Below are 26,185 nucleotides of genomic sequence, written 5' to 3'. Positions count from 1 at the left end.
CATATGTCACATGGAGTTGTAACTGCCGCCTATATAGTGGCCGCCGTGCTGTTTATTATGAGCTTGGCTGGGTTATCTAAACAAGAGTCGGCTAAGTCGGGTAATTGGTACGGTATTGCCGGTATGGCTATCGCTTTAGTGGCGACTATCTTTAATCCTGCCGTCACCGGAATTGGCTGGGTCTTGCTGGCCATGATTATTGGGGCTGCTATTGGTATTCGCTTAGCGCTAAAAGTTGAAATGACGCAAATGCCCGAGCTGATTGCTATTTTGCACAGCTTTGTCGGACTTGCGGCCATGTTTGTGGGCTTTAACACCTATATGGAATATCAGCCCATGGTGGGCGCCATGCTCAATATTCATAATATTGAGATATTTTTAGGCGTCTTTATTGGTGCTGTTACCTTTACTGGCTCCCTTGTTGCCTTTGGTAAATTACGCGGCTCAATTTCTTCTAAGCCGTTGCAATTGCCGCACCGCCATAAGCTTAATTTATTGGCGCTGATTTTATCTGCCCTATTATTAATCTGGTTTGTACAGGCAGAGGGCTCGACCTTCCCACTGTTTGTGATGACAGCGATTGCACTCGCCTTTGGTTGGCATTTGGTGGCCAGTATTGGCGGTGCCGATATGCCAGTGGTGATCTCCATGCTTAACTCTTATTCAGGTTGGGCAGCGGCGGCGGCAGGTTTTATGTTGTCTAATGACTTGCTGATTGTCACCGGTGCTTTAGTGGGTTCAAGTGGTGCCATTCTCTCTTATATTATGTGCCAAGCCATGAATCGCTCTTTTGTTTCTGTCATTGCCGGTGGTTTTGGCGCCGATATCGTTACCACAGATAATGAACAAGATGAGCAAGGCGAGTGCAAAGAAGTGAGCGCGCAAGACGTCACTGAGATATTAAAAAACTCCGACTCGGTGATCATTACTCCAGGCTATGGCATGGCGGTGGCTCAAGCTCAGTATCCTGTAGCCGAGCTGGTTGCTAAGTTACAAGCGGCGGGAATAAAGGTACGCTTTGGCATTCATCCGGTGGCGGGGCGTTTGCCAGGACACATGAACGTACTGCTAGCAGAAGCGAAAGTGTCTTATGACATAGTGCTGGAAATGGAGGAAATTAACGACGACTTTGCAAGCACTGATACTGTATTAGTGATTGGTGCGAATGACACCGTTAATCCGTCTGCGGCAGAAGATCCCAGTAGCCCGATTGCTGGCATGCCAGTACTGGAGGTTTGGAAAGCGCAGCAGGTAGTGGTATTTAAACGCTCCATGAGCACTGGCTATGCAGGCGTGCAAAATCCGCTATTTTATCGTGATAACAGCGTTATGCTCTTTGGTGATGCCAAAGATAGCGTCGATAAAATTTTAAAATCTTGGTAATAAAGAGACTTAATTAAGATAGATGAAAGAGCAGCTTAGCTGCTCTTTTTCTTACAGGCACTTATTACCTATACTAACATGCACAATGACTTGCCAAGGCGAGTGTTCGCCTTTTATCTATCGAGGTCTTATGGAAATCATTTTAATTATCGTCGTTATTGCCATCATAGTGTGGTTTATCGCCGCCTATAATAATTTTGTTAAGCTTATTGAGGCGGTACATAACTCAGAGAAAGAAATCTCAGTGCAATTAGATAGACGAGGTAAAGTGTTTGATAGTTTAATTGCGACCGTTAACCGCTACCTTGAGCATGAAAGTGAGGTATTTACGCAAGTGACGGCACTGCGGGCTAAAACGCTGGACCCTAGCGCGTCACCGCATGCGGTGAAACAAGCGCAAGATGACTTATCGAAAATGGTGAGCAGTGGCTCTATTAACGTCGCCGTAGAAAGTTATCCTGAGCTAAAGTCCGATCGTAATATGAGACAGCTGCAAGAAGAAATTGTGTCCACAGAAAATAAATTATCCTTTGCAAAGAAAGCCTTTAATAATGCCATAGAACGCTACAATGTGGCTAAGGGTAGTTTTCCAAGCCTGATTATTCCTAGTCTCTTTAGTAACCTTAATCATAACTTTGAGTATTGGTCTTTAGATGAAGCCACTATTAAAAGTGAAGAGGCCCGCCGCGTACAGTTTTAAATAACAGCCCCGAGAAGGGGCTTTTTTAAATCATTTTTGTGGTAGCGCTTATGGACTTTAGACAAGCAATTAAGATTAACAATCGAAAAACCAAGCTAGTAGTGCTGAGTTATATCGCCATTATGTTGGTGGTGGGGCTATTATCGGATATCGCCTTTCGCCCCTTATCAAATAATGGTCTTCTTTATGATATGCAGCTGTATCTAACGTTGGCGGCTATTCCTTATATTACGCTAGGTATTATGACCTGCACCTTAGTCGGTATTATTATTATCAGTAAATTTGGCCATAAGATGATGCTATCTGGCTCGCATTATCGTTTATTAACGCCTGACTCGGACTTAAGCGATAACGATCGCCAAGTGCTTAATATGGTTGAGGAAATGGCTATTAGTGCTAATTTAGGCTATGTGCCAAAGGTCTATATTATGCAAAGCGCCCAGATGAATGCCTTTGCTGCGGGCTGGAATGCGAATAACGCTTTAGTCGCGGTGACTTCAGGCTTACAAGCCAAGCTAACGCGCAGTGAAGTGCAGGCAGTGATCGCCCATGAAATTGGTCATATTTTACATGGTGACTCTAAGCTCACCTTATATGTGGGTATTTTAGCGAACGTTATTCTAACCATTACCAATATTTTAGGGCGGCTATTTTTCTTTTCTCGCAGTAGAAATAATAATGCCAATAAAGCCAAACTGATTTTATTAGTGTTGAATTTTGTGTTGCCGGTGATCACGCAAGTACTGTATTTATATTTATCGCGCACCCGAGAATACATGGCCGATGCGGCGGCGGTACAATTAACCGGCGATAATCAGGCGATGATTTCTGCTTTGCAAAAAATCTCAGGTGATTACGCACAACAGCCAGAGCAAGAAGAAGAGTATGAGTCTTTTACTGAGAAATATCGCGCCGCCGCCTATATTTTTAGTAAAGGCGACTCGCTTTTTTCTACCCATCCCTCCATTGAAAATCGCTTAAAAAAATTACGCGGCGAATAAAGCTAATCCATTAATGGCACGTAAAAAAAGGTGACACGCTAAAGGGTGTGTCACCGGCCGTTCATTTATGGATCTTAAGCGAAGCTAGCAAAACGGCTAAATGTAGGGAGCACAGCGTTAATGTTAGTTACCGCGATAAGTAGAGAAACCATAAGGGCTCAGTAACAGCGGAATATGGTAATGCTCAACGCTGGCGTCGGCGGTAAAGATCACCGGTACTTCAGGGAAGAAAGTGGTGGTATCATGCTTTTTAAACCAGTCGCCTGTTTCAAAGGTGACGCGATAGACACCTTCCTCTAATTTTTTACCTTCTGGATATAAAGCCGGGATACGGCCTTGCTCATTGGTGATGCCGCTATTGAGCTTAGTCCAGCTATCACCTGCTTGTTGCTCTAACATCACTTCTACACCGGATGAGGGTAAGCCATTTTCTAAATTCAGTACGTGTACGCTTAATGGATTATCGGCGGCGAGGGCTAAACCCGCGCTGCTGGCTAAGAGGGTACCGACCATTAAATATGCTAATTTTTTCATTGTTAGTCCTCAAAGATGTGATGTTTAAAACAAAGTTCAGTAGTGAGCGATAAAGAGTCGGGCTTACTGTCTGTTCTCATCATGCCTGTGGGTGGCGAACAAACCCATTACGCTTAGATTACAAAGCTGTCATCTCACTCTGTGAGCTTACGAAGTAAAGAATAACAGTGGTAAAGTGGTCTAACTCGCCCACATTAAGCTGCTCAAAATTCAAGGTAAGTCATGAAAATTTTAATTGTCGAAGATGAAGCTAAAATTGCCGATTATTTGAAAAAAGGCTTTAGTGAGTCGGGTTATTCAGTGGAAGTGGCGCTAGATGGCCGCGAGGGTGAGTACCTGATTAATGAAGGTCAATTCGATTTAATCATCTTGGATATCATGTTACCTGGGCTCAATGGCTGGCAATTATTAGAAATTATTCGGCGTACTTCGAGTACGCCGGTGATTTTTCTTACCGCCCGCGATGCGGTAGAAGATAAAGTGCGGGGGCTAGAGCAGGGCGCCGATGATTATTTAGCGAAGCCTTTTTCTTTTGCCGAGCTGCTGGCGCGTTCACGTAAATTATTACAGCGCGCACCACTGCGAGAGATTACTCTCTATCAACTAGCAGATCTGCAGCTAGAGCCCCTAAGCCGACGAGTCACTCGCGCTGGACAGCGTATTGAGCTGACCAATAAAGAGTTTACGCTGTTGCAATTATTGATTAGCCACCAAGGTGAAGTAATGACGCGGACCTATATTGCATCTCAGGTGTGGCATATGAACTTTGATAGTGATACCAATGTGGTGGATGTAGCAATACGACGCCTGCGCGCCAAAATCGATGAAGACTTCCCCGTTAAATTAATTCACACCATGCGCGGTATGGGCTATGTGTGTGAGCTGCGCTCATGAATGGGCGCCTCAATTCTTTAAGCTTTCGCCTGGCTTTCATGTTTGCTTTAGTGAGCACTTGCTTACTGGGCGGTATCGGTTTTTATTTAAATTACTCACTGCAAAGAGAGATAGCGTGGCGGGACGATCAAAGTTTATTGGGTCGTCTTGAACATATCCAAGCGTTATTAGATGAAAGCCAAAGTGTTATCGAGTTGCAAAACCGTCCTCAGCTTTATGCCAATATGTTAGGCAATCAAGACAGCCTGTTATGGGTGTTAAATGATCAAGGGCAGACCTTAATTAGCGTAAACCCCAGCCAGTTACCGCTACCGACCTTAAGTCACAGCCAAACAGCACAACTGGGCTTTGATGAGCAACAACAAGCGCGTTTAGCGTGGCGCTATGTAGAACATAATGAGCAAGGGTTAATGCTGATTGCCGGTAAATTGCTGGCACCACGAGAGCAAATGTTGGCCGCTTATCGGCTAAAGTTATTCGTTATCTTAGTTATCGGTAGTCTATTGGCTTTTTTGCTGGGAGCCTGGGTGAGTCGACAGGGGCTACAACCGGTGCGCCGACTCGCTCGCCAAGTTGAGTCTATTGATGCAAGGCGCTTACATTTGCGCTTGGCCGATGCCGAGTTACCTACCGAATTGCGCGGGCTGGCTTATAGTCTTAATCAAATGCTGGGCCGTTTAGAAGTAGGGTTTGGCCAGCTATCGCGTTTTTCAGAAGACTTAGCCCATGAAATACGTACTCCCTTAAGTAACTTAATGGGGCAAACCGAACATACTTTGCGTAAAGCACGCCCGTTAGAAGACTATGAAACCTTGCTAGCTTCTCACCAAGAAGAGTATGAGCGCTTATCGCGCATGGTTAATAGCATGTTGTTTTTAGCACGCACCGAGCAACCCCAAGCCTCCCTTAAGCAAAGTTGGGTGAATGTGTTTGAGCTCACTGAGCAATTATTTGAATATTTTGAGGGCATGGCAGAAGAAGCCGATATGGCGCTAATTAATGAAGTAGGGCTTAACGAGCAGGCGCCACAAGCTGAGCGAGCACTTACTTTAGTATGGGCCGATCAAGACTTATTACGCCGCGCCTTGGCCAACTTATTAAGTAATGCGCTTTGCTACGGAGCCAAAGGTCAACCCATAGTGCTGCGTTGTTATGAGCAAGAGAATCAACAGCAGCCACAGTCGCCGTCGTCTTGGATAATTGAGGTCGGTAATCGAGGCCCTATTATTAAAGCTGACTCTTTAGCACTGCTGTTTGAGCGCTTTTACCGTGGCGATCCAGCCCGCAGCCATAGCAGTCAAACCGGGGGGCTGGGCTTATCGATAGTGCGTTCTATTATGCAGCTGCATCATGGCCAAGTATGTGTCACCAGTGACGATAGCGGCACTCGTTTTATGCTGGAATTTCCAAGTAAAGCTGAGTGATCCACTCAGTTTTTATGAAAAATTTGAGATTAAGCACGGCTTTTTAAGGACCATCCTTGCTTAAACCGAAGGCTTGGCTTAGATTTTGGGGCTTTGTTTATTTCCCTTTTTAAGGTCTTACATGACTAGCTGGCGTACTGCGTTTTCGCTGACCTTGCCGGTGATGATGGGCTATTTACCCTTGGGCGCCGTGTTTGGCGTGCTATGGATAGATGCCCAGCTCACTTGGTATTGGGCGCCCTTGATGAGTATCTTGGTCTATGCCGGCGCGTTGCAATATTTAGCGGTGGGCATGTTGGCCGCCGGCATTGGCTGGATTGATTTGGCGGTGGCTTCTTTATTAGTCAATTTTCGCCATCTTTTTTATGGCTTATCTTTATATCATTTATTGCCAAACGGTCCTGTGGGGCGGCCTTATTTTATCTTTGGGATTACCGATGAAACCTACTCGCTATTAAGTGCCTCTGGCCAAGTGAATGACTCAAAAACAGCGCTGCAGGTGGTGGCCTTTAATCAAAGTTATTGGATTATAGGCACCTTACTGGGCATGCTTTTAGCACAAGGGCTACCTCCTGGTTTACAAGGCTTAGACTTTGCACTTACAGCTTTATTTACGGTTTTGGCCGTAGAGCAGATGCGAGCTAAAAAAGACTGGGGTGCCCTCGCTCTTGGCTTGCTGGTAGCCGCCATTGCCGGTTGGTGGCTCAGTGAGTACTTCTTATTGTCTGCCTCGCTCATGCTCGTGATCGTACTACTGGCGTGGCCCAGTGCGGAGGCGGCATGAGCCATCTAGATTATGCCATTGCCGCCTTAATTATGGCGGCAGTTACCTTTGGCCTGCGCGCCTTTCCCTTTGTGGCGCGCAGCCTCATTGCCCACCATAAACGTATTCAAATTCTAGGGCGGCGCTTGCCGGTGGCCATGATGGTGCTACTTACTTTATATGCCATGAATGTGCAGCATTGGCAGCAGCTTAGTGCAGGTTACGCACAACTCATTGCGGTGGCGGTAGTCGCTAGTTTGCAGTTATGGCGAGGCCAAGCGTTGTTGAGTATTTTAAGTGGTACTTTAGTTTATATGGCGTTAATGAATGGCTGGTTTGTATGAGGTAAGTACTGACTAAAAAGCTCAGCTTAAGCTGAGCTTTTTTATTCGTTCTTTAGGCTTAAACTGGGGTGTTAAGTTTAAGCTTTAAAGGCATTAAGCCAAATCCCGCACCTTGGGTTCGCGTTGCCATAACCGAGTTTTAGCATTTTTAATAAAGTTATCGAGCTCAGTTAGCGGCGTAATAAAGGCATCTTTTTCAATGGGTAGCTTACTTAAAATATATTGGTCGGTCGCTCCACAATAGGCAATGGCCTTACAGTGGCCATAAGCATCAGTAAACCAATCAAGCGTTGAGCTATCTTTGGCCAGCTTCTTAGCCTGCTCGGGCATAATAATGCTTACCACTGCATCAAACATTGCAGAAGGCGCGCCTGCTACCCGCTCATCAGACTGAATACGAGTGCCATCATCTAATACCGCTTCGCGCCCAGGAGCAATAATCTTCACGCTCGCACCTTGGTCTTTAGCGGCCTGTTGGTATTTTTCTATCTCACTGCGCTTAGAGCCAGGCGCCACTAAAATGGCAATTTGGCGGCCCTTGAGTGTATGCGGTGTGCGGCCGATGGTTTGCAGTGCATCAGAGGTGGGCATCTCTTGTATCGGTGCGGCGGCAGTGGGTGGCTCGGGGAGCTCCATGCCCAGAGCATCGGCCACACGAGCGGCTAGGTCTTCGTCAATGTGGCGCAAATGGCCCAGCATGCGGGTGCGCACATGGGCGGTGTCTACCTTACCTAATTCAAAAGCATAAGCTGAGGCAATGTGTGCTTGCTCAGGTGCCGTTTGGCTTTGGTAAAACATGCGTGGCTGTGAGTAGTGATCAGCAAATTTGTCGGCACGTACCCGTCCTTTTACGCCATCATCGAGCGATTCTGAATAGGAATGAAAGCCGCGCTTTTCGCTTTCTCTTGGCATACTCGGATCTAAACTTTGCGGCTCGTAAGCCACGCGGCTTTTAGGGACCTGCATTTGCATATGACCATCGCGCTGCATATTAGCAAACGGACATTTTGGCGCATTAATGGGAATTTGCGCAAAATTAGGAGAGCCTAACCGAGACAGCTGAGTATCTAAATAACTAAATAGTCGCCCTTGTAATAGCGGATCATTACTAAAATCTATGCCCGGTGGCAGGTGGGAGGGACAAAACGCCACCTGTTCGGTTTCAGCAAAAAAGTTATCGGGATAACGGTTCAGCACCATTTTACCCACAATTTTTACCGGTACTAACTCTTCAGGAATAAGCTTAGTGGCATCGAGGTGATCAAAGGGAAATTGCGCCGCTTCTTGTTCGCTAAATAACTGTACGCCTAATTCCCACTCTGGGAAATCACCACGATTAATGGACTCAAAAAGATCGCGTCTATGATAATCGGGATCGGCGCCGGAGATCTTAACGGCTTCATCCCAAGTAGTAGATTGCACCCCTAATACGGGTTTCCAGTGAAAGCGCACAAAGGTGCTTTTGCCTTCTTTATTAATTAAACGATAACTGTGAATACCAAAGCCTTCAATCATGCGCAGGCTTCTAGGTAATGCTCTATCACTCATTAGCCAAATTACGTTATGCATGGTCTCTGGGCTAAGTGATACAAAATCCCAGAAAGTATCATGAGCTGAGGCGGCTTGGGGATAACCGCGGTCTGGCTCGGGTTTTACGGCATGAACCAGATCGGGAAACTTCATCGCATCTTGAATAAAGAAAATCGGCATATTATTGCCCACCAGATCCCAGTTGCCTTGATCGGTGTAAAATTTCACGGCAAAACCGCGCACGTCGCGGGGCGTATCTTTAGAGCCTTTACTGCCCGCCACCGTAGAGATGCGGGTAAAGAGAGGCGTTTGTTTACCGACCTCAGTCAAAATATTGGCCGTGGTATATTCAGCCAAAGACTCGCTTAACTCAAAGTAGCCGTGAGCGGCACTGCCGCGCGCATGTACAATCCGCTCTGGAATACGTTCATGATCAAAGTGGTTAATTTTTTCTCTTAAAACAAAATCTTCAAGCAGGGTAGGGCCACGACTTCCGACAGTTAACGAGTTTTGATTATCGGCGATAGCGACCCCTTGTTGAGTAGTCAGGGTTGGCACCTCTTGGCCGGCATCTTGATGAGTTTCTCCGCCATTGCCTTGAGTAGTATTCATCTTGTTCGCGGGGTCAGTGTGATCAATCTTTTTTTTCATAATCCATCCTTAGGGAAAGTAGACTTGAGTAATGAGATATAAATCGATGACTTAACGTTGAACGCAGTTTAAGTACCCGTTACTGAGCCTAGTAGAAGAACGCTCACTTGTTGTATGCCAGCGCCTAGGCTGCGACACTTTACTTCTCAGCTAATTTTAAGACATCTTTGAGTCCCTATGCAGACTTAATGAGGCTAGCAGTTATCGCAGCCAGTTCAAGGGCTATTTTTTAGACAAAAAAGAGCTGGCGAGTTATCGACAGCTCTTAGCTTTTCAATTCTGGCGTTAATTAAGTCGTGGTAGCCTTAACGACCCGCTTACCACAGCTTCATTTTACAGGACTAAACCGCCATCAATTTTTAGTACTTGGCCGGTAATGTAGCGGGCGCGCTCACTGGCTAGAAATAACACGCCATCGGCAATGTCTTGGGGCTCGCCCAGTGCACCTAATGGAATACGTGCCGCCATTTTTTGCAGCACCGCCTCGGGTACGGCTTGGGTCATTTCGGTATTAATAAAGCCCGGCGCTATGCAGTTGGCGCGTACTTGTAAGCCACCGTGCACTAGTTCTTTAGCCCAGCCCTTCGTCATGGCAATAATGCCGCCTTTACTGGCTGCATAATTACTTTGGCCAATGTTGCCGTCCGTTCCTACTACAGAGGAGATACTGACTATACTGCTTTTTCCTTTTTCTTTTAGCAGTGGCAAGAGAGATTGGGTCGTTAAAAATACCCCCTTCAAATTAACAGTTAATACCTGATCCCATTGTTCTTCTGTCATCTTACCCAGCAAGGCATCGCGCGTAATACCGGCATTATTAACTAACACATCCACATGACCGTGTTCGTCTTGGATACGCTGGCGTAACGTGGCGAGTGCTGCGCTATTACACACATCTAGCGTAATAGCGGTAATGTTAGGGTAATCACCAATCCAGCTATCGGCAGGAGCCATATTAATATCGCAGGCATAAATGCGGCGGGCTCCGGCCTTGGCTAATGTCTCGCTAATGGTTCTACCTAAGCCGCGCGCAGCACCGGTGACTACACATACTTTTTCTTGCATATCATAATAAGTCGTCATCATTATCATCCTAAAGGCGGGAAGAGACGGCCTATGACGACCGCACCAGATGCGATTGTAACCCTAGTTGTGCATTGCATTGTTACCATATTCTTAAATAGTCTTAACTTAGCTCTCATTATTAGCATTTAATCCATTAAATTAGGCATGAGATTTGTGCTGTGCATTAATTAAGTGAGCCAAGAATTTTAGTTAATAAAAGATAAAGCGAGAAGTGAGCTCGTTTTGAGCAAGGGTGAGAGAACAGAAAAAACGGATAAAAAAAAGCCCGCACAAGGCGGGCTTTTTTTATTGAGAGGTTAACTTATTTGCCGCTCCAAGCTGCAATGAGGTCACGCTCTTCATCAGTGATATGAGTAATGTTGCCCAAAGGCATGTAGTTATTAGCAACTACTTTTCTAATATCGGCTGCGTGTACTAAGATTTCAGCTTCTGAGTCTAGCTTGATACCCAGTGGGGCAGCAGAAAAACCAAAGCTTTTATCTGGGTTTTCAGCGTGGCACTGGACACAACGCTCTTCCATCACAGCTTCAACTTGGGCCAAAGTTACTTCGCCGTCGTTAGCAGCAGCGGCATCATCGCCTTCAACTGCGTCGCCAGCGTTAGCTACAGGCGCTTCAACTTGGGCTGGAGTGCTCACTCGCTCTACTTTAGGAGCAGGTAAGTAACCTACCCAAGCAGCGATAATAATCAAGATCACACCGGCAATGGGGTAGCCTGGGCGAATTTGACCGCGGTGCATCAATACAAAGTACTGACGAATCAGGGCACCGGCGAAGATGAACAATACCATCAGCACCCAAGACAAGTGGTGGCTAAAGGTGAACGAGTAGTGGTTGCTCAGCATCAACAATACTACCGGTAAGGTGAAGTAAGTGTTGTGTACTGAACGCTGGCGGCCACGTAAACCATCAATTGGATTTGGCGCTTGACCCGCTTTCATGGCGTTAACCATGCGACGCTGACCAGGAATAATCCAGAAGAATACGTTAGCAGACATCGCGGTGCCCATTACGGCAGCAGTTAACAAGAAAGAAGCACGGCCTGCAAAGATATGGGTGCTCAAATAAGCTACCGCTATCATCATCACACCTACAGCAACACTTAGGATGCCGTCACGGGTCATGTTAGGGCTAATGCGCTTACATAATTCGTTATAAATAATCCAACCGAACAATAAAAACAGCAAGGCAGCAATATTGGCCTGGGTGCCGGTCATGTTGGCTGCCCATTCCCACGGGCTGTTACGGTTAACCAGATAAATGCTGGGCTTGGTCAGGTACAAGAGTACGAATAAACCAAAGCCTGACAGCCAGGTGGTGTAAGCCTTCCAGAATGACCAGTGCAGGTCTTCTGGCAGATCTTCTGGGCTAGTTGCGTACTTTTGGTTGTGGTAGAAACCACCACCGTGTACGGCCCACATTTCACCGAATACGCCTTTTTTCTTACAAGCTTCACCTTTAGGTGGCTTAAGGCCGTTATCCAGCATTACGAAGTAGATTGACTCACCTAGCCAAGCAATGGCCGCGATGACGTGCAGCCATCTGATTAATAAGTTACCAAAATCCAGCAGATACGCTTCCATGGTCTTACCTTCTCTGTTTCATATTATTAGTTAGGACCCTAGCGCATCGAAACAGGTGCCCAGCTGGAAAGCTGAGGGCTGAGACCACATGCGCTGCCTTCTTATTATGCAAATTGTGTACTTTTGAAATTCAAAATGTTGACAATTTGTGTGTAGATTTTTTTCAATTACGTGGTGAATGTCAACGTCATTTATCGATTATATTTTACAAAAAAGGTTGCAAAATTGAAAATGACTTAAAATTGCTACGCAATATCACTGTTTATCAGTGACTTACGTTCTTGTCTTGTTAGTCAGTTTATTCCTAACTAACGAGATAAAAAAACAATCGCCTAACATTCAGCGGCAACATCATAGCGGATCTTGTGAACAAATCAGCACCTATTTTCTAAAAAATGTATCTTGAATGCTAAATCATTGCTCTAAATCAATTTTTAATTAAAATAATGTTAAGTATATCAGTTGGTTAGCTTTTGCGACGTGGTTGGTCGGAACAAGCACTTGAAGGTGCTCTTGTTTTAAATTGCGCCACTCTGGCCGCTAATAAGTCGTGTAAAGGGGCGGCACAAAATCCAGGAGCTAAGTGTTGTAAAACATGAGCCACACTTTCTAACGTGGATAAAGCTTGCCCGCCTGGCCCTTTGCGAATGGCATAACCACTGCTAGGAGCTTGGCTAAATGACAGAGTCGGTAAGTGTCGTAACCACGGATTAAGATGCAATAAGAGGCGAGTTTTTCGCCAAGTGCCATCTAATATAATTAATCCGCCAATAGTGGCACGCGTGTGTTGCCATGCCTTAGCATCTTGAGCCAGTGTGTCTAAGTCGAGGGCATGAGCATCGGGGTAAAGTAGCCACCACTGACCGGTTGCCAGTATTTTGGGAGCAGAAAGTTGCTCGGCGACCACAATGTCGAGGTCAGGCAGGGCTAAGCGCAGTAAGGGAACCGTGCTTTTAGCATGTTTTGCCTCTAGCGGATGTTGAATAATGAGCACCGGTAATGGGCAGGGTTGCGGATAAACATGCGCACATAAACAGGCCACTTGCGGCAGTTGGCAAGCACAACAATAAGCGCGAGACATAGTGACTACTCTGTTAAAGCCAGCGCCCATCATAAGCCGACCTTTGCTATAGCGCGAAATTTTGTCGTGCATTTAGGCAAGCGCTAATCAGTGATTGTTAACTCTTGATTGAGGAATGGCCGTAAATCAGCGACAATAGCCGCCGTTTTATTTGTCGCCCTTGAGTTACCTCGCCATCGGCGTGTGACTCCTTATCAAAGTAGAAGAAATTCAACCATGTCAGCATCTTCATTCTTGCAGGAAGTCGCCAAGCGCCGCACCTTTGCTATTATCTCTCACCCCGATGCGGGTAAGACCACTATCACCGAAAAGGTGTTGTTGCATGGCCATGCGATTCAAAGTGCTGGTACCGTTAAAGGCCGTGGCTCAAATCAGCATGCTAAGTCTGACTGGATGGAAATGGAAAAAGAGCGTGGCATTTCGGTCACTACTTCCGTTATGCAATTTCCTTATCACGACTGCTTAATTAACCTCCTTGATACCCCAGGTCACGAGGACTTCTCGGAAGATACCTATCGCACGCTCACCGCCGTGGACTCTTGTCTTATGGTGATTGATGGCGGTAAAGGGGTTGAGGATAGAACGCGCAAATTGATGGAAGTTACTCGTCTTCGTACCACGCCTATTATTACCTTTATCAACAAGTTAGACCGTGATATTCGCGACCCCATGGAGCTACTGGATGAAGTAGAAGACGAGCTCAATATTATGTGCGCGCCTATTACTTGGCCGATTGGGAGCGGCAAATGGTTTAAGGGGGTATATCACTTAAAAAATGATGAAATTACCCTGTATCAACCCGGCCTTGGCCATACCATTCAAGAAGTGCGCACTATTAAAGGCTTAGATAACCCTGAGCTTGCCGAGATTTTAGATGAGAAAGAACTCGCTGATCTGCGAGATGAGCTAGAACTGGTAATGGGAGCTTCTAATGAGTTTGATCAAGAGTTATTTTTAGCCGGTGAGTTAACGCCTGTCTATTTTGGTACTGCGCTGGGTAACTTTGGGGTAGATCATGTATTAGATGGCTTTAGTCAGTGGGCGCCCGCGCCCCAGCCGCGCACTACCCATGAGCGAGAAGTGGTAGCCAGTGACGAGAAATTTTCGGGCTTTGTTTTTAAAATTCAAGCCAATATGGATCCTCGCCATCGTGACCGTATCGCCTTTATGCGCATTGTGTCGGGCACCTACAGCCAAGGCATGAAGATGAAGCACGTGCGCATTGGTAAAACCATTAGTATCTCCGATGCGGTCACCTTTATGGCCGGTGACCGTGAGCGTGCCGAAGAAGCGGTAGCAGGCGATATTATTGGTTTGCATAACCATGGCACCATTCAAATTGGCGACACTTTTACCCAAGGTGAAGATTTAAAGTTCTCGGGCATTCCTAACTTTGCGCCAGAGTTATTCCGCCGTATTCGCCTGCGTGATCCGCTAAAACAAAAGCAATTACTAAAAGGGCTAGTCCAGTTATCGGAAGAGGGCGCTGTGCAATTATTTCGCCCGCTTGAAAATAACGACTTAATTGTCGGCGCTGTGGGTGTGTTGCAGTTTGATGTGGTGGTCGCGCGTTTAAAATCAGAATATAACGTAGATGCCATTTATGAATCGGTCAACGTCTCTACTGCGCGCTGGGTCTACTCAGAAGACGCTAAGAAGCTGGATGATTTTCAGCGTAAAGTGTCATTGAACTTGGCGCTGGATGGCGGAGATAATCTGACTTATATCGCCCCCACTATGGTGAATTTGAACCTCACCCAAGAGCGCTACCCTGACATTGAGTTTAGTAAAACTCGCGAGCACTAAGCTTGTGTTGCTAACTGAATCTTTAACGCCGGCCACTCGCCGGCGTTGTTATTTCTGTTATATACCTAAAGGGCGAAGAGTAAAGAGTGGTGCGCACAAGCTAGCTATTTTTTTGCCACGCAATACTTGGAAACTACAAACCAAGAGCAGCAAAATAAGAATCACAGGGCATATTTATTGTAAGGTCCTAACCCGTCACCTACCTTTTCTCTTCGTCACTTTTTTTGTGCTCTTGCGGGTATTGTGTGGCAAAAAGTCTTTAATCGTTAATAACGCTGTTTATCAGGAGGCGGAATGCTGCTCACCGATAGTCATTGTCACTTTGATTTTGCCGTCTTTGGCCCCGAGTCAGGTATAGAACGCGCCGAGCATTGGCGACAAGCCACAGCCGTGGGCGTCCATCGCTTGGTGATCCCAGGCATTAATGAGAGCCAATGGGCCAGCTTGCCGGCGTTATGTGCCCAATATAGTGGTTTTTATTATGGACTAGGACTTCATCCTTGGTGGTTAGAACAAGCGACTGACGATTGGGCCGAGCAGTTAGCGCTCGCCTTGCAACAAGCAGCAAGGGATGAGCGCTGTGTGGCATTAGGCGAGATAGGGCTAGATAAACATATAAAGGTGGCGTTAGTTGAGCAAGAGCGCGCATTAATAACCCAACTTAAAATGGCGCAGCAGTATGAGTTACCGGTGATCATCCACAGCCATGGCACCCATGACCGAGTACTTAAATGGTTACGCCAATACCCTGTTAGTGGCGGCGTGGTACATGCTTTTTCTGGCTCTTTACAACAAGCTCAAGCGTTTTGGCAATTAGGTATTCACCTTGGGGTGGGCGGGACTATTACCTATGCCAGAGCCAGCAAGACACGTCGCGCTATTGCCGCTATGCCCATTGAAGCCTTGGTGTTAGAAACCGATGCTCCCGATATGCCACTGTGTGGTTTTCAGGGCCAAGCTAATCATCCCCGCCAATTACCTTTAGTGCTTAGCGCCTTAAGCGAACTGTGCCAACTAGACGAGCTTCGCCTTGCCGCCCAGCTAGAGCAAAACGTAAATCGGCTATTTGGCTGGTCCTAAGAGATGCCTAATAAGCGCAATGAGTCTTAAGCACTAAATTTAGCGAGCTGGTCAGTTAATTGTCCTGCAGACTGCTGTAGCCGCTCGGCCGCCGCTAAAATTTCCTCGGTGCTCATATTATTATCTTGGGTTTGACTTTCCACATGGCTGATTTGGTGCACCACTTCTTGATTGCGCATCAGCACTGTTTTAAGTTGTTCTACGGTGTTGCGCATATTGGTTTGTGTGCTATCCATACTCTGAGCGCTAGTAAGTACATGCTCTAGGGCGGCATTGGAGTCAACTAATAAAAGATCAAACTGACTGGCGCTGTGCTGCATGTGCTGGGCAGTGTCAATAATGGAGTTAACAATGGTGTTAATGATATTGCTGGTTTGACTCAAACTATCCTGCGTGCGCGTAGCGAGTTGGCGTACTTCATCAGCGACTACCGCAAAACCTCGGCCATGCTCTCCTGCGCGAGCCGCCTCTATGGCGGCATTCAGTGCTAATAAATTAGTTTGATCGGCAATGGCGCTTATCACAGATAATACTTGATTAACGTTTTCTGCTTCTTTAGACAAGGTATTAAGCTCATCCGAGAGTCGGGTTTGTTCTTCAGTAATCAGCGTAATAGTGTCATTAGTTTTAGCCATTGCTCCTTGGCCCATATTTAAGCGTTGTGCCGAGTCAGCCACCGTGTTCATTGCTAAATCTAGCTGTTGGTCTGAGTCGTTAATCAGCTCGGCGGTCATTTCTGCTTGTTGGCGAACTTGATCTACTGCTTGGCTTACGCTGTGAGCTCGTTGTTGCATTTCTCGGCTACTACTTTGAATAGCTGCGGTTTCTCCTGCATTGTCAGTAGTGGTTTCTATGGCTTCTTGTAGCTCATTCATCAGTTGGTTAAAGTCATTTAACAATAAGCCCACTTCATCTTTACCCCCTACAGCGCGCAGCGAAAGATTACGACTAGAGGCAATTTCTCGCAAAGTGACTTGGGCACGTAACACCGGCTTTAATACTGAGTTAACTAATAAATAGGTGATCAAAGAACCGAAAATAAACAGCGCTGCTCCCAAGGAGCTGGCCACCATTAAGGTTTCTACTAGGGCTGCATGAATATTACTAATCGCAATATCTGCCGCGGCAATAAAATGCTGGCCGCTGGCCGTTTGGTAGGGAATAAATACCGAACGAAAAGTCCCCTATTCATCTGAATATTCATCAAACACTGGCGTTGTTGAGTTAAATGCCTTAACTAAGCCCTCACTGGCATCGGTATAGTGGGCAAGCGGCGCAGATAAGTCGTTGTTGTCATACTGTTGTGGCTTTGGCGTATCCATAACAAACAAAATTTTATTATCTATGCGCACTAAAGTGTAAATATAAGCCACTTCAGTGTTGGAAATAAGCTCATAGGCTTGGCGATGTATGTCATTAGACTGCGCCTTAGTAAAGCTATTGTTAGCCACATCGTCATACACACTGTGTTTAATTAAGTGGGCAGCGGTTTGCGCGGCAAAGCTTAGCTGGGTATCTATTTGCTGATAGAGATCCGATTTTCGCGATTGATAGGTATAAGTGGTATAGCTAATTACAGCGATTGCATTCATTAATAGCACTATGGCCAAGAGTTTGGAGCGTAAAGAAATAAGCATCGGTTATACCTATAAAGTGGTTTAATAACCGGCTAGAAAGTCGGCAGAATAAGCAGCGGATAATGTCAAAATTATTCAAGCGAGGCCCGCTAATTTAACGTCAAACTATTTGTTTAAAAATAAGCTAAATAGCTACCGTGAGGGTAAATACATGAGCACTTGCCAAGGCGCGTTAACAGATTGTTTAGCCGCTAAAAAAACGCTGACTATGCTGGACTTAACACGCTTAAATGACATTGATACAGCACAAAGTATTAGTCATTTATGCCAGCAAGCGCGCACGCCTTTTGGCACTGTGGCGGCTATTTGTGTTTACCCGCGCTTTATTAGTACCTTAGTGGCTGGCTTGGCTGAGCTTAATTTAAGCGACCAAGTCGCCATTGCTACTGTGGTTAACTTTCCAAAAGGGCAAGAGCGCATAAGCCGAGTAGAGCAAGACATAGAGTTAGCACTGGCAGCGGGCGCCCAAGAAATCGATCTAGTACTGCCTTATCGTTCATTAATTAAAGGGGATGAGCAAACGCCGTTGGCCATGGTCCAAGCCGCTCATAATGTGTGCGCAAAAGCTGCTTTACCCATATTGTTGAAAGTGATCATTGAAAGTGGTGAGCTAAAAAGCCCGGCCCTCATTACCAAAGCGTGCCAAATAGCCATTGCTGGTGGCGCGAATTTTATTAAAACCTCTAGCGGAAAAGTGCCAATTAATGCCACCCTTGAGGCGGCTGAGCTTATACTTAGCGCTATTAAAGATAGCGGCCAACCTATTGGCATTAAAATCTCGGGAGGGGTGCGCACGACTGCACAAGCACGCCAATACCTTGCCTTAGCGGCCAGCATAATGGGTGAGCACTGGTTAACACCTAGCCACCTTCGATTTGGCGCTTCCAGTTTATTAAATGAGTTATTACATACTCTTGAAAATAAGGCTTAATGGCGGTCAATAATTAGTAGTACAGGGGCTTGGCTTAGGCTTAGTTGCAGCCGAGCAGTGAGCCTCTCAATAAAGGAAGCTTATGAAACGCGCGATCGTATTAGTTCTCGACTCTTTTGGTATTGGCGGGGCACCCGATGCTGCCGAGTTTGGTGACTTAGGTGCCGATACCTTAGGCAGTATCGCTAAAGCCTGTGCCCAAGGACGCGCAGCAGCTATCAGCCCTCGTCCACGTAGCGGCCCGCTGTATTTACCTCACTTAGCAAGCCTTGGTTTATTTCATGCCCATGTAGAAAGTACGGGCCAGCCAGCAGCGGGGGTGGTGCTCCCTAACACTGTGCTTGGCAGTTACGGCCATGCTCAAGAGATTTCCTCCGGTAAAGATACGCCCTCGGGTCATTGGGAGCTGGCAGGGGTACCGGTGTTATTTGAGTGGGGATATTTTTTAGATAAAGAACACAGCTTTCCTGAGTCGTTAATTAATGATTTAGTAACCCAAGCTAAGCTGCCCGGCATTTTAGGTAACTGTCATGCACCCGGCACCACTATTTTGCAAGCGCTAGGGGATGAACATATTAGTAGCGGCAAGCCGATTTGCTACAGCTCAGTAGACTCGGTCTTTCAAATTGCCGCTCACGAGCAACACTTTGGCTTAGCGCGCCTTTATGAAGTGTGTGAAGTGGCGCGCAAGTTACTTATGCCCTACAACATAGCGCGAGTTATAGCGCGCCCTTTTATTGGCGATAGCCCAGAGAATTATGCCCGCACGGGTAATCGGCGTGATTACAGCATAGCGCCGCCGGCACCCACTGTGTTGCAAAAGCTGGTGACCGAGCGCCAAGGGCAAGTGGTGTCTATAGGTAAAATTGCCGATATTTACGCCGACTTTGGTATTACTAAAAAAGTAAAAGCCACCGGCACCGAGGCGTTATTTAATGCTACCTTAGCGGAGCTTAAGCAGGCGGGCGATAACACCTTAATCATGACCAACTTTGTGGATTTTGACTCGAGTTTTGGCCATAGACGCGATATTGCCGGCTATGCCGCTGAGTTAGAGGCCTTTGATCGCATGCTGCCAGAGCTATTAAGCGCCTTACAACCTAACGATCTGTTGATCCTAAGCGCGGATCACGGCTGTGATCCTAGTTGGCCAGGTACCGATCATACTCGCGAGCGGGTGCCGGTATTAGCGCTGGGTGCGGGGTTAAGCGCCGGTTCACTTGGTCAGCGCGATAGCTTTGCCGATATTGGTCAAAGCTTGGCTCAATACTTTGGCACTAGCGCCATGGATTACGGCATCTCGTTTTTGTGAAAGGCAGCCGTACGCGATACGGTTCACGCGTTACGTTAAAAACTAACGCGCTCTTTTTTGACTTATAGCGTATGACGTAAAGCGTAGCGCTACTTGCGACAGGAGCCTACCATGGCCACACCACATATTAATGCCGAGCGGGGCGATTTTGCCGACACTGTGTTAATGCCCGGTGATCCGCTGCGCGCTCAATATATAGCCGAGACTTTTTTAACAGATACCCGCCAAGTGAATGCTGTGCGCAACATGCTGGGTTTTACTGGCCGTTATAAAGGGCGCACTGTGTCGGTGATGGGTCACGGCATGGGGATCCCTTCGGTGTCTATTTATGCCAAAGAGTTAATCACCGAGTTTGGTGTAAAAAATATTATTAGAGTGGGCTCATGTGGTGCAGTGCGCGACGATGTACAGCTAAGAGATGTCGTCATCGGCTTAGGAGCCAGTACTGACTCTAAAGTAAATCGGCTGCGCTTTATGGATCATGACTTAGCCGCTTTGGCTGACTTTGAATTAGTGAGTCAGTTAGTGGCGGCGGCTCGCGCCTGTCAAGCACCAGTAAAGGTTGGAAATTTGTTTTCTACAGATTTATTTTATTCCCCACAACCGCAAACTTTCCAGCTGCTTAAGCAATACGCTATCTTAGGAGTAGAGATGGAAGCCGCCGGTTTATATGGCGTGGCTGCCGAATTTGGTGCTCGCGCCGCTACTATTTGCACGGTATCGGATCATATTTTGCGCCAAGAAGCGCTAAGCGCTGTACAGCGACAAAGTACGTTTAATGACATGATAGAAATCGCACTAGAGTCAGTGCTATTGCAAGCAGTCTGATTTAGGCACAGCTAAGCGCTTGTAAGGCTAACAACGCCTGCTGCGCTTTATTGGCTGGCACAAAAATATGGTCGTGATAATAAGCGGCAATGACATTGGCACTAATGCCCTGTTCGGCAAGTGTGCTCGACACCGCCGCCGTTAGACCTACCGCTTCAAGGCTTGAATGTACCGTTAAGGTAATTTGGCGAAATGAGCCCTCAAATGCTAAGCCCACCTGTTGCGCGCGCTCTTTTTTCAATACCAGCGTTACGCCTTCTGCCTCCACAAACATCGCGACTGGCTCTAACGCCACATAGTCAGCTAGCGAGCCCGCCACAGTACAAAACACAAACTCAGGCTCGAGTAAGTGTGGCTTTAATGAAGTTAATAATTTTGTTAGCTCAGTAATGGCGGACATAGTGTGCTCTGTGGGAAACGCTGCTATAAGAGAAGAGTTATAGTGTGCTAAAAAGCATGTGTAATACAACTAAGCTAGCTGCTAGGAAATCAGTTAATGACCTTGCGTGTTGTTGAAGCTCTACTTATTCCAATCTCTAGCGCGCACTCTCCCTGTCTGATAATAAGTAGACACGAGTTCGATATAGTCTTTGAAGTCAGCATTTTCCACTAGAATTCGATTAACAGATTGCCAGTCTACCTCTGCTCTTGATTTTGCAGGGAGCATCATTTCGCTTTCACTTGGGTTTTCAGGATTAAGAAGAATAACGCCAATACCATGAAGTGCAGAAAGCATCCTTAATTCTTGTTCGACATTGCTATCTGATATAGATGTGGCTACCAGATAGCCCTCATTAGCCCAGCTTGAATTACTTACAGCTTGGAAAAAACTCTTTCTCACATTTGATCCGGTTAATTCTTTTTTGACTTCAAAAGACCATAACCTGACACTTTGTCCCGCTCCTTGCTTAACGCAACTTCGAATTAAATCATTCCATTCTTTATCTACTGGTTGCATAGCCACAATATCTAGATGCAACCACTGATACCCGCTACTGCCATGTGAATTTATTGAGCGTTTTTCATTTATTCTCTGGCAATACAAGTTTAGTTCTGTTTTTAAGTAATCAATAAGTATCGGATATAGACAGTGCTCGGAGAAAATTATTGTTTCCGATATCAGTGAAGCCTCAATGTTCTCATCTTCGGTTTCATCTATTTCAGGTTCTATTTGACCAACTATTTTTTCAGGATTATACCAATACACTCTAGGGCGAGGTTTATCTTGCCAAAATATGTGTGCATCATTTTTTACTATTTGATCTTTTTGCGAACCAATTTCTGCCACAACTTGAGATAGGAAGGCTTTTTCATCGCCAAACCTAGGGTTCTGCCTCTTGTCTCTATAGTCTTCTGGATAAGAGCCAACGATTTGCTCTGCTATTTGGCGAGCATTAAACTTTTGATTTGGATTTTTCTTGAGAAACTCCACGATTTTTTGAGATTGTGACAGTCTAGACACTTATTATTTCTTTATATTGCCACCTAAGCTTCAATTGTCGGCGAAAGCCAAGAGTTTTTACTAAGCATGCCAATTATTTTTAAATGGTTTAATAAGGCATCTTGAATGCTGCGTTTAAGTAGTTCAATTACAAAAGACTATAAAAGTGCTTGTTTTGATCTGCGTCTAAAATGGGGATTTAGTCGCATTATTTTTTACTAGAGAAATGGCGCTGGCGCAGATGTTGAATGCTCATGCCTAATAATAACCCGAGTGATAAACATAAGGGCAGTAGCCAACTTAGATGATGCTCCATTTGGCGCCAAATACCTTGTTGGGCAAGAGATAAAGGATTGTGAGCGAGCTGCAGTCGCAAAAAACCAATGGGTTGCTCGGCTTGGTAAAGCGGGCGTACGTAAGACAAGCTGTTACTCTTGCCCAGCTTAAGCGGTGCTTCGCTGAGTTGTGGGGGGCTAGTGGGCTCGTCTTTAAGGGCTAGCGCTTCATCTGGCTCTTGCGCTTCGCTAAGACCGCTGAGTTTAGGGTCGTTTTTAGCCGCGCTGGCAATTAATTGGCCTTCTTCGCCATAAAGCTGGGCTGAGCTAATCAATTTAGTGGCGGCAAGCTCAGAGACTAAGCGTTGTGCTTGCATGCTATCATCGGCAAGTAGTACGCGCACTGCTTCTTGCTCGGCGTAGTCTACTAACGGCGTGGCTTGAATACGTTGTGGTAAAGACTGCCAAGCTGGGCCTAATTGAGCCAGCCTTATCCCTTGCCAAAGAGTGACAAGTAAGAGTAATAAAACCAGCAGCCACAGCAGCAGTTTAGGACGAAAAAGATAAGTGTAAAAAGGAGTTTTGCGCATAGCGGGCAATATTGTCCCTTGCTTGCTTAAAAAGCAATACGCTACTCTAGCGCCAGTCTTAATGTGTAAGGAAAAATTAAGTGACACTGTTAATGGATGTTTTACCCGAGCAGTTAGGGAATTGGGCTAACTTGTTAACTGGCAAACCCTATCTTTGGCAACAAGGAGAGTGGATAGCGGGCCAGTTAGAGGCGCCACAAGCGCACTTAGTGCTATTGGCCGAGCAACTCTCAAAGTCAGCGTTGCAGCAAAGTCTACAGGTATTAGATACCGCCGGTATTGGTGTGGAGCTAGTCAGTATTAAAAATATTGCCCAGCGCGAGCTGGTTAATTTACGGTTATCAAGCTGGTCTCCTGAGCTAAAAGCGCAGTTACAAGCGATTGCCACTAGCTGGGATATTGCCTGTGTCCCCGCCTTGCCGCTAGGCACTCAGCCCGGCTTAGTGTTAATGGACATGGACTCCACTGCCATTCAAATAGAGTGTATCGACCAAATTGCGCTATTAGCGGGAGTGGGTGAGCAGGTAGCTGCGGTTACTCGCGCAGCCATGGAAGGGGCGTTGCCATTTTCTGAAAGTTTACGCCGGCGTGTTAAAGCGCTGGAGGGCGCAGATGCCAGCATTATTGAGCAAGTGATTGCCAATATGCCACTCATGCCTGGGCTAATTACTCTGGTAGAGGGCTTAAAAGCCATGGGCTGGAAAGTGGCGCTGGCCTCTGGAGGCTTTACGCCTTTTACCGGCCATTTACATGACATCTTACAATTAGATGCTCATTTTGCTAACACGCTAGAAATAATAGAAGGGCGCTTTAGCGGGGAAGTGTTGGGCGATATTGTGGATGCCGAGGCTAAAGCACGTATTTTAGGCGAGCTGGCCGAGCACTATCATATCCCGCTCAGCCAAACCGTGGCGGTGGGGGATGGCGCTAACGACTTAGTCATGTTAGCTAAAGCCGGCTTAGGGGTGGCACTACATGCCAAGCCTGTGGTGCAAGAGCAAGCGCCGGTGTGCATTAACTTATTAAGCTTAGAAGCGGTATTAGGCTTAATACAAAGTGCTTAATGGCGCTGCCGACTGCGGGCAATATCGGTAATATCAAATACTTGACTCAAGGCGCATAGCTCAGCAAGTTGTTGCTCAAGTTGCTGAGTTTTATGCAATGAGGTTTGCGCTAACCTATTCCACTGCGGCACAAAGCACTCTAGTTGGCGCAGTTGTACGCGGTGGATCAGCACTAAAGTCACGCTTAATTGCTGGCTGTGGCGAGCGTCGAGTAAAAAGGCTTGGCGCTTTGGCTCAGGATTAAGTAATAGCCAACTTTGCTGTGGGTTATCGGCCGCGTTGGCCGTCCAAATTTCATAGCTATGGTGGCTGCGACCATCAGGTCTGAGTAATTGGCTATAAATGCTTTGCCACTGTTGGCGAGACAATAATTTACTAAGATGCGCTTGTTGATAGTTATTCGATAAGTAAGCCATCAGTGCTGGCTGCTCTAAGCAGGCGAGGGCGCCTTGTACATAAAAGCCGCCATCGTTGCGGGCTAATAAAAAGCTAGGTGAGGGTGGCTGTTGCAGCGCTTGCTGGGTTAACCAGTTTGCCCAAGAGCTAGTATGGAAGGTCTCTGGCTTAGCACGTAATTTATCTTGGTTTTGCGCCAATAAAGCGTTAAAAAAATGAAAACCATTATGGCTCTCTTCTGAGCCTGCAATTTGTAAGTGCACTATGGTGCCATGCTCACTTAGGTTCACTACCCGATAAGCTAGCCCCTTTAGTTTCCATTGGCGGCTGCGCTTATTTAGCTCGGTTAAACTCACTTGTGCCATACAAGGAATATCTAAGCGTATAGCCTGATTGAGCACCGCTTTTATACCATGAGCGGATAAATCTTCAGTCACTGCGCTAATGACTTGGTTGCCTATAGTTAGCTCTATGGCGCTGCGCAGTTTAAAACGCGCCTCTTGGCGCTTAGAGCCTTGGCGGCCTAAGGGAGCCGTTATCGCCTTATGGCTACTTAAGCTCACTAAATAGCGACTAAGTTGGTTTAATTCACAGGAGACACCTTGAGCTAATTGCGGTGCTGGAATAGGCGTGAGCCACAGTTGCCAAGCTAACTGCTGTAATTGACGAAGCCCTTGATTATCGAGTACTACATCTTGGTCTGCTACTGTTAACGAGCGCAGGCTAAGGTAGTAACATGTAAGACTATTAGCGGCTAGACCCGCTTGCACAAAGGCGCTAAAGGTGTGGTCTGTGTCCAGTTGCTCTTGGCTAGCTACAAAAATTTGCGACTGATTAGGCAAGCGAAAGCTATAGAGCACACCAGGGGTTTGAGGGTGCTGGCCCATGCTTAAAATGCGCGCCGGACTTAATAAGGTAGACAGTAAGTCGCCGGGTGTTTGCTGTTGCCAGGTCGCTAATATTTTTTCATTGCGTCTGTTGGTTAGCAGGTGCTGTAACTCGCCGCAGTCGTTAAAAAACAGCGCCAAGCTAATGCTAGTTTCTAGCATAGTTTGGCTCCAGCACTGGGCTTTTACGCTGCTATATAAGTCTTCGGCATCTAAGCCATACCGAGGGCGTTGTTGTTCAATAAACTGACTAAGGGCGTGATGCCACTCATTGTCTTCTTCCATTCTTTGGAGCTTAACTCGCCCCTTTTCTGTCTGCGCTTGACTGACTCGATAGCGCTTAGGCTGCGCTAAACAGGCTAAGCCGGCTTGTTTACTTAAGTCAGGGAAACTCACTGCAAGCTCACTGGGCAAGGAGAGGTTAGCTTGTAGTTGTACGAGCAAACCGGTGGGCGAAATATCTAAGCTATTGCCTGCCAGCGTTTGCTGGTTTGGTAAATGCAGGCAAAGAGGCGTTACAAAGCGCAAGCGACTTTCTTTACGCTGTAAGCCCAGCGCCGGTAGCTGCCAAGGGCAGGTATTAAACTGGGCGGGTAGTTTTCTTAATGCCGCCAGCTCTGCCAATAACGCTTCATATAAGCCACGAGTATATTCTCCATTAAAGTGTTGCAATAAGCGCTGAAAACGCGCCGCTAAGCTGGCCGGCATTTGATGGTCTAGCCCTTGGTGGCGCACTAACTGGCATTGAGCGCCAAATAGGCTTCGCAAGTCCAGCACGCGTAAGCAAGGGGTGGTTAAGCGGCGCACTTCAGCTTGTAGCTGAAAACGCAGCTCCTCGTTAGCATCGGGTACGAGATCATCCACTAAATGCTCGAGATCATACTGGTAGCTCAGAGTGACTAGCTTATTGATCAAGGTCTTATATGCACTGAGATCCATCTTGGCCTAGCTTGGGGTTGAGTGGC

General features: G+C 46.5%; 24 protein-coding genes. 13 read left to right on the top strand and 11 right to left on the bottom strand.

The annotated features are described in order from the left end of the window. Positions 1-3: 3 nt before the first annotated feature. The 3 genes from pntB (at position 4) to htpX (ending at position 3,084) form a co-directional block, all read left to right on the top strand. A complete protein-coding gene (gene pntB / locus CBP12_RS07580) occupies positions 4-1,383 on the top strand; it encodes a Re/Si-specific NAD(P)(+) transhydrogenase subunit beta (protein ID WP_086963892.1) in 1,380 nt (459 codons plus the stop codon). A 130-nt stretch (positions 1,384-1,513) separates the two neighbouring features. Continuing rightward, entirely contained in the window at positions 1,514-2,083 is a 570-nt protein-coding gene (locus CBP12_RS07575) for a LemA family protein (RefSeq protein ID WP_198341769.1), read from the top strand. A gap of 50 nt (positions 2,084-2,133) precedes the next feature. Continuing rightward, on the top strand, positions 2,134-3,084 hold the full coding sequence (gene htpX, locus CBP12_RS07570; protein WP_086963890.1) for a zinc metalloprotease HtpX: 951 nt from the start codon (positions 2,134-2,136) through the stop codon (positions 3,082-3,084). Between the two features lie 123 nt (positions 3,085-3,207). Here htpX and uraH read toward each other — a convergent pair whose 3' ends face one another. Continuing rightward, positions 3,208-3,618: a hydroxyisourate hydrolase gene (gene uraH / locus CBP12_RS07565; RefSeq protein WP_086963889.1), complete on the bottom strand. Its 411-nt coding sequence runs from the start codon at positions 3,616-3,618 to the stop codon at positions 3,208-3,210. 222 nt (positions 3,619-3,840) lie between these two features. On the opposite strand from uraH, the gene CBP12_RS07560 reads away from it, so the two are divergent. From CBP12_RS07560 to CBP12_RS07545, 4 genes are all read left to right on the top strand, one after another. Then, positions 3,841-4,512, top strand: coding sequence for a heavy metal response regulator transcription factor (locus tag CBP12_RS07560; protein ID WP_086963888.1), 672 nt, complete (start codon positions 3,841-3,843; stop codon positions 4,510-4,512). A gap of 38 nt (positions 4,513-4,550) precedes the next feature. Further along, complete coding sequence (locus CBP12_RS07555) at positions 4,551-5,936, top strand: heavy metal sensor histidine kinase (protein ID WP_232455036.1); 1,386 nt, start codon at positions 4,551-4,553, stop codon at positions 5,934-5,936. Positions 5,937-6,057: 121 nt separating this feature from the next. Beyond that, on the top strand, positions 6,058-6,720 hold the full coding sequence (locus CBP12_RS07550; protein WP_086963886.1) for an AzlC family ABC transporter permease: 663 nt from the start codon (positions 6,058-6,060) through the stop codon (positions 6,718-6,720). Beyond that, positions 6,717-7,043: a branched-chain amino acid transporter permease gene (locus CBP12_RS07545; RefSeq protein WP_086963885.1), complete on the top strand. Its 327-nt coding sequence runs from the start codon at positions 6,717-6,719 to the stop codon at positions 7,041-7,043. Before CBP12_RS07550 ends, CBP12_RS07545 begins: the two co-directional genes overlap by 4 nt. A gap of 93 nt (positions 7,044-7,136) precedes the next feature. Here CBP12_RS07545 and CBP12_RS07540 read toward each other — a convergent pair whose 3' ends face one another. The 4 genes from CBP12_RS07540 to CBP12_RS07525 all read right to left on the bottom strand — a co-directional run bounded on the left by CBP12_RS07540 (position 7,137) and on the right by CBP12_RS07525 (position 13,006). Further along, positions 7,137-9,224: a catalase gene (locus CBP12_RS07540; RefSeq protein WP_086963884.1), complete on the bottom strand. Its 2,088-nt coding sequence runs from the start codon at positions 9,222-9,224 to the stop codon at positions 7,137-7,139. A gap of 333 nt (positions 9,225-9,557) precedes the next feature. Beyond that, on the bottom strand, positions 9,558-10,310 hold the full coding sequence (fabG, locus tag CBP12_RS07535; protein WP_198341768.1) for a 3-oxoacyl-ACP reductase FabG: 753 nt from the start codon (positions 10,308-10,310) through the stop codon (positions 9,558-9,560). A 301-nt stretch (positions 10,311-10,611) separates the two neighbouring features. Then, entirely contained in the window at positions 10,612-11,892 is a 1,281-nt protein-coding gene (locus CBP12_RS07530; RefSeq protein ID WP_086963883.1) for a urate hydroxylase PuuD, read from the bottom strand. Positions 11,893-12,358: 466 nt separating this feature from the next. Continuing rightward, on the bottom strand, positions 12,359-13,006 hold the full coding sequence (locus CBP12_RS07525; RefSeq protein WP_232455035.1) for a tRNA-uridine aminocarboxypropyltransferase: 648 nt from the start codon (positions 13,004-13,006) through the stop codon (positions 12,359-12,361). A 183-nt stretch (positions 13,007-13,189) separates the two neighbouring features. Between CBP12_RS07525 and prfC the strand changes: the two genes are divergently transcribed. Together prfC and CBP12_RS07515 are read left to right on the top strand one after the other, a co-directional pair. Continuing rightward, the gene (gene prfC / locus CBP12_RS07520; protein ID WP_086963882.1) at positions 13,190-14,779 is read left to right on the top strand and encodes a peptide chain release factor 3; all 1,590 of its coding nucleotides are present in this window, start codon (positions 13,190-13,192) and stop codon (positions 14,777-14,779) included. Between the two features lie 294 nt (positions 14,780-15,073). Beyond that, the gene (locus tag CBP12_RS07515; protein WP_086963881.1) at positions 15,074-15,859 is read left to right on the top strand and encodes a TatD family hydrolase; all 786 of its coding nucleotides are present in this window, start codon (positions 15,074-15,076) and stop codon (positions 15,857-15,859) included. Between the two features lie 26 nt (positions 15,860-15,885). Here CBP12_RS07515 and CBP12_RS07510 read toward each other — a convergent pair whose 3' ends face one another. Together CBP12_RS07510 and CBP12_RS07505 are read right to left on the bottom strand one after the other, a co-directional pair. Then, positions 15,886-16,932 carry a methyl-accepting chemotaxis protein gene (locus CBP12_RS07510; RefSeq protein WP_086963880.1) on the bottom strand — a complete coding sequence of 349 codons (1,047 nt, stop codon included), beginning with the start codon at positions 16,930-16,932 and terminating at the stop codon, positions 15,886-15,888. A 111-nt stretch (positions 16,933-17,043) separates the two neighbouring features. Further along, positions 17,044-17,496, bottom strand: a complete 453-nt coding sequence (locus tag CBP12_RS07505; protein ID WP_086963879.1) for a hypothetical protein — start codon at positions 17,494-17,496, stop codon at positions 17,044-17,046. A 151-nt stretch (positions 17,497-17,647) separates the two neighbouring features. Here CBP12_RS07505 and deoC point away from each other — a divergent pair, with 151 nt between their 5' ends. The 3 genes from deoC (at position 17,648) to deoD (ending at position 20,567) form a co-directional block, all read left to right on the top strand. Beyond that, a complete protein-coding gene (deoC, locus tag CBP12_RS07500; protein WP_086963878.1) occupies positions 17,648-18,427 on the top strand; it encodes a deoxyribose-phosphate aldolase in 780 nt (259 codons plus the stop codon). A gap of 82 nt (positions 18,428-18,509) precedes the next feature. Beyond that, positions 18,510-19,739: a phosphopentomutase gene (locus CBP12_RS07495; protein WP_086963877.1), complete on the top strand. Its 1,230-nt coding sequence runs from the start codon at positions 18,510-18,512 to the stop codon at positions 19,737-19,739. Positions 19,740-19,850: 111 nt separating this feature from the next. Then, positions 19,851-20,567 carry a purine-nucleoside phosphorylase gene (gene deoD, locus CBP12_RS07490; RefSeq protein ID WP_086963876.1) on the top strand — a complete coding sequence of 239 codons (717 nt, stop codon included), beginning with the start codon at positions 19,851-19,853 and terminating at the stop codon, positions 20,565-20,567. A gap of 1 nt (position 20,568) precedes the next feature. Here the strand turns inward: deoD and CBP12_RS07485 are convergent, their stop codons facing one another. The 3 genes from CBP12_RS07485 to CBP12_RS07475 all read right to left on the bottom strand — a co-directional run bounded on the left by CBP12_RS07485 (position 20,569) and on the right by CBP12_RS07475 (position 22,873). Further along, positions 20,569-20,967 carry an ACT domain-containing protein gene (locus tag CBP12_RS07485; protein WP_086963875.1) on the bottom strand — a complete coding sequence of 133 codons (399 nt, stop codon included), beginning with the start codon at positions 20,965-20,967 and terminating at the stop codon, positions 20,569-20,571. A gap of 120 nt (positions 20,968-21,087) precedes the next feature. Beyond that, entirely contained in the window at positions 21,088-22,029 is a 942-nt protein-coding gene (locus CBP12_RS07480; protein ID WP_086963874.1) for a COG2958 family protein, read from the bottom strand. Positions 22,030-22,216: 187 nt separating this feature from the next. Then, complete coding sequence (locus CBP12_RS07475; RefSeq protein ID WP_157420073.1) at positions 22,217-22,873, bottom strand: hypothetical protein; 657 nt, start codon at positions 22,871-22,873, stop codon at positions 22,217-22,219. A gap of 80 nt (positions 22,874-22,953) precedes the next feature. Here CBP12_RS07475 and serB point away from each other — a divergent pair, with 80 nt between their 5' ends. Beyond that, positions 22,954-23,937, top strand: coding sequence for a phosphoserine phosphatase SerB (serB, locus tag CBP12_RS07470; RefSeq protein WP_086963872.1), 984 nt, complete (start codon positions 22,954-22,956; stop codon positions 23,935-23,937). On the opposite strand, the gene CBP12_RS07465 is transcribed toward serB, so the two are convergent. Next, the gene (locus tag CBP12_RS07465; RefSeq protein WP_086963871.1) at positions 23,934-26,159 is read right to left on the bottom strand and encodes a PilZ domain-containing protein; all 2,226 of its coding nucleotides are present in this window, start codon (positions 26,157-26,159) and stop codon (positions 23,934-23,936) included. The genes serB and CBP12_RS07465 overlap by 4 nt on opposite strands. Positions 26,160-26,185 lie beyond the last annotated feature (26 nt).

Source organism: Oceanisphaera avium, assembly GCF_002157875.1.
Lineage (GTDB): Bacteria > Pseudomonadota > Gammaproteobacteria > Enterobacterales > Aeromonadaceae > Oceanimonas > Oceanimonas avium.
The sequence above is the reverse complement of the archived record's forward strand: the minus strand, read 5'-3'. Positions and strand labels throughout refer to the sequence as shown.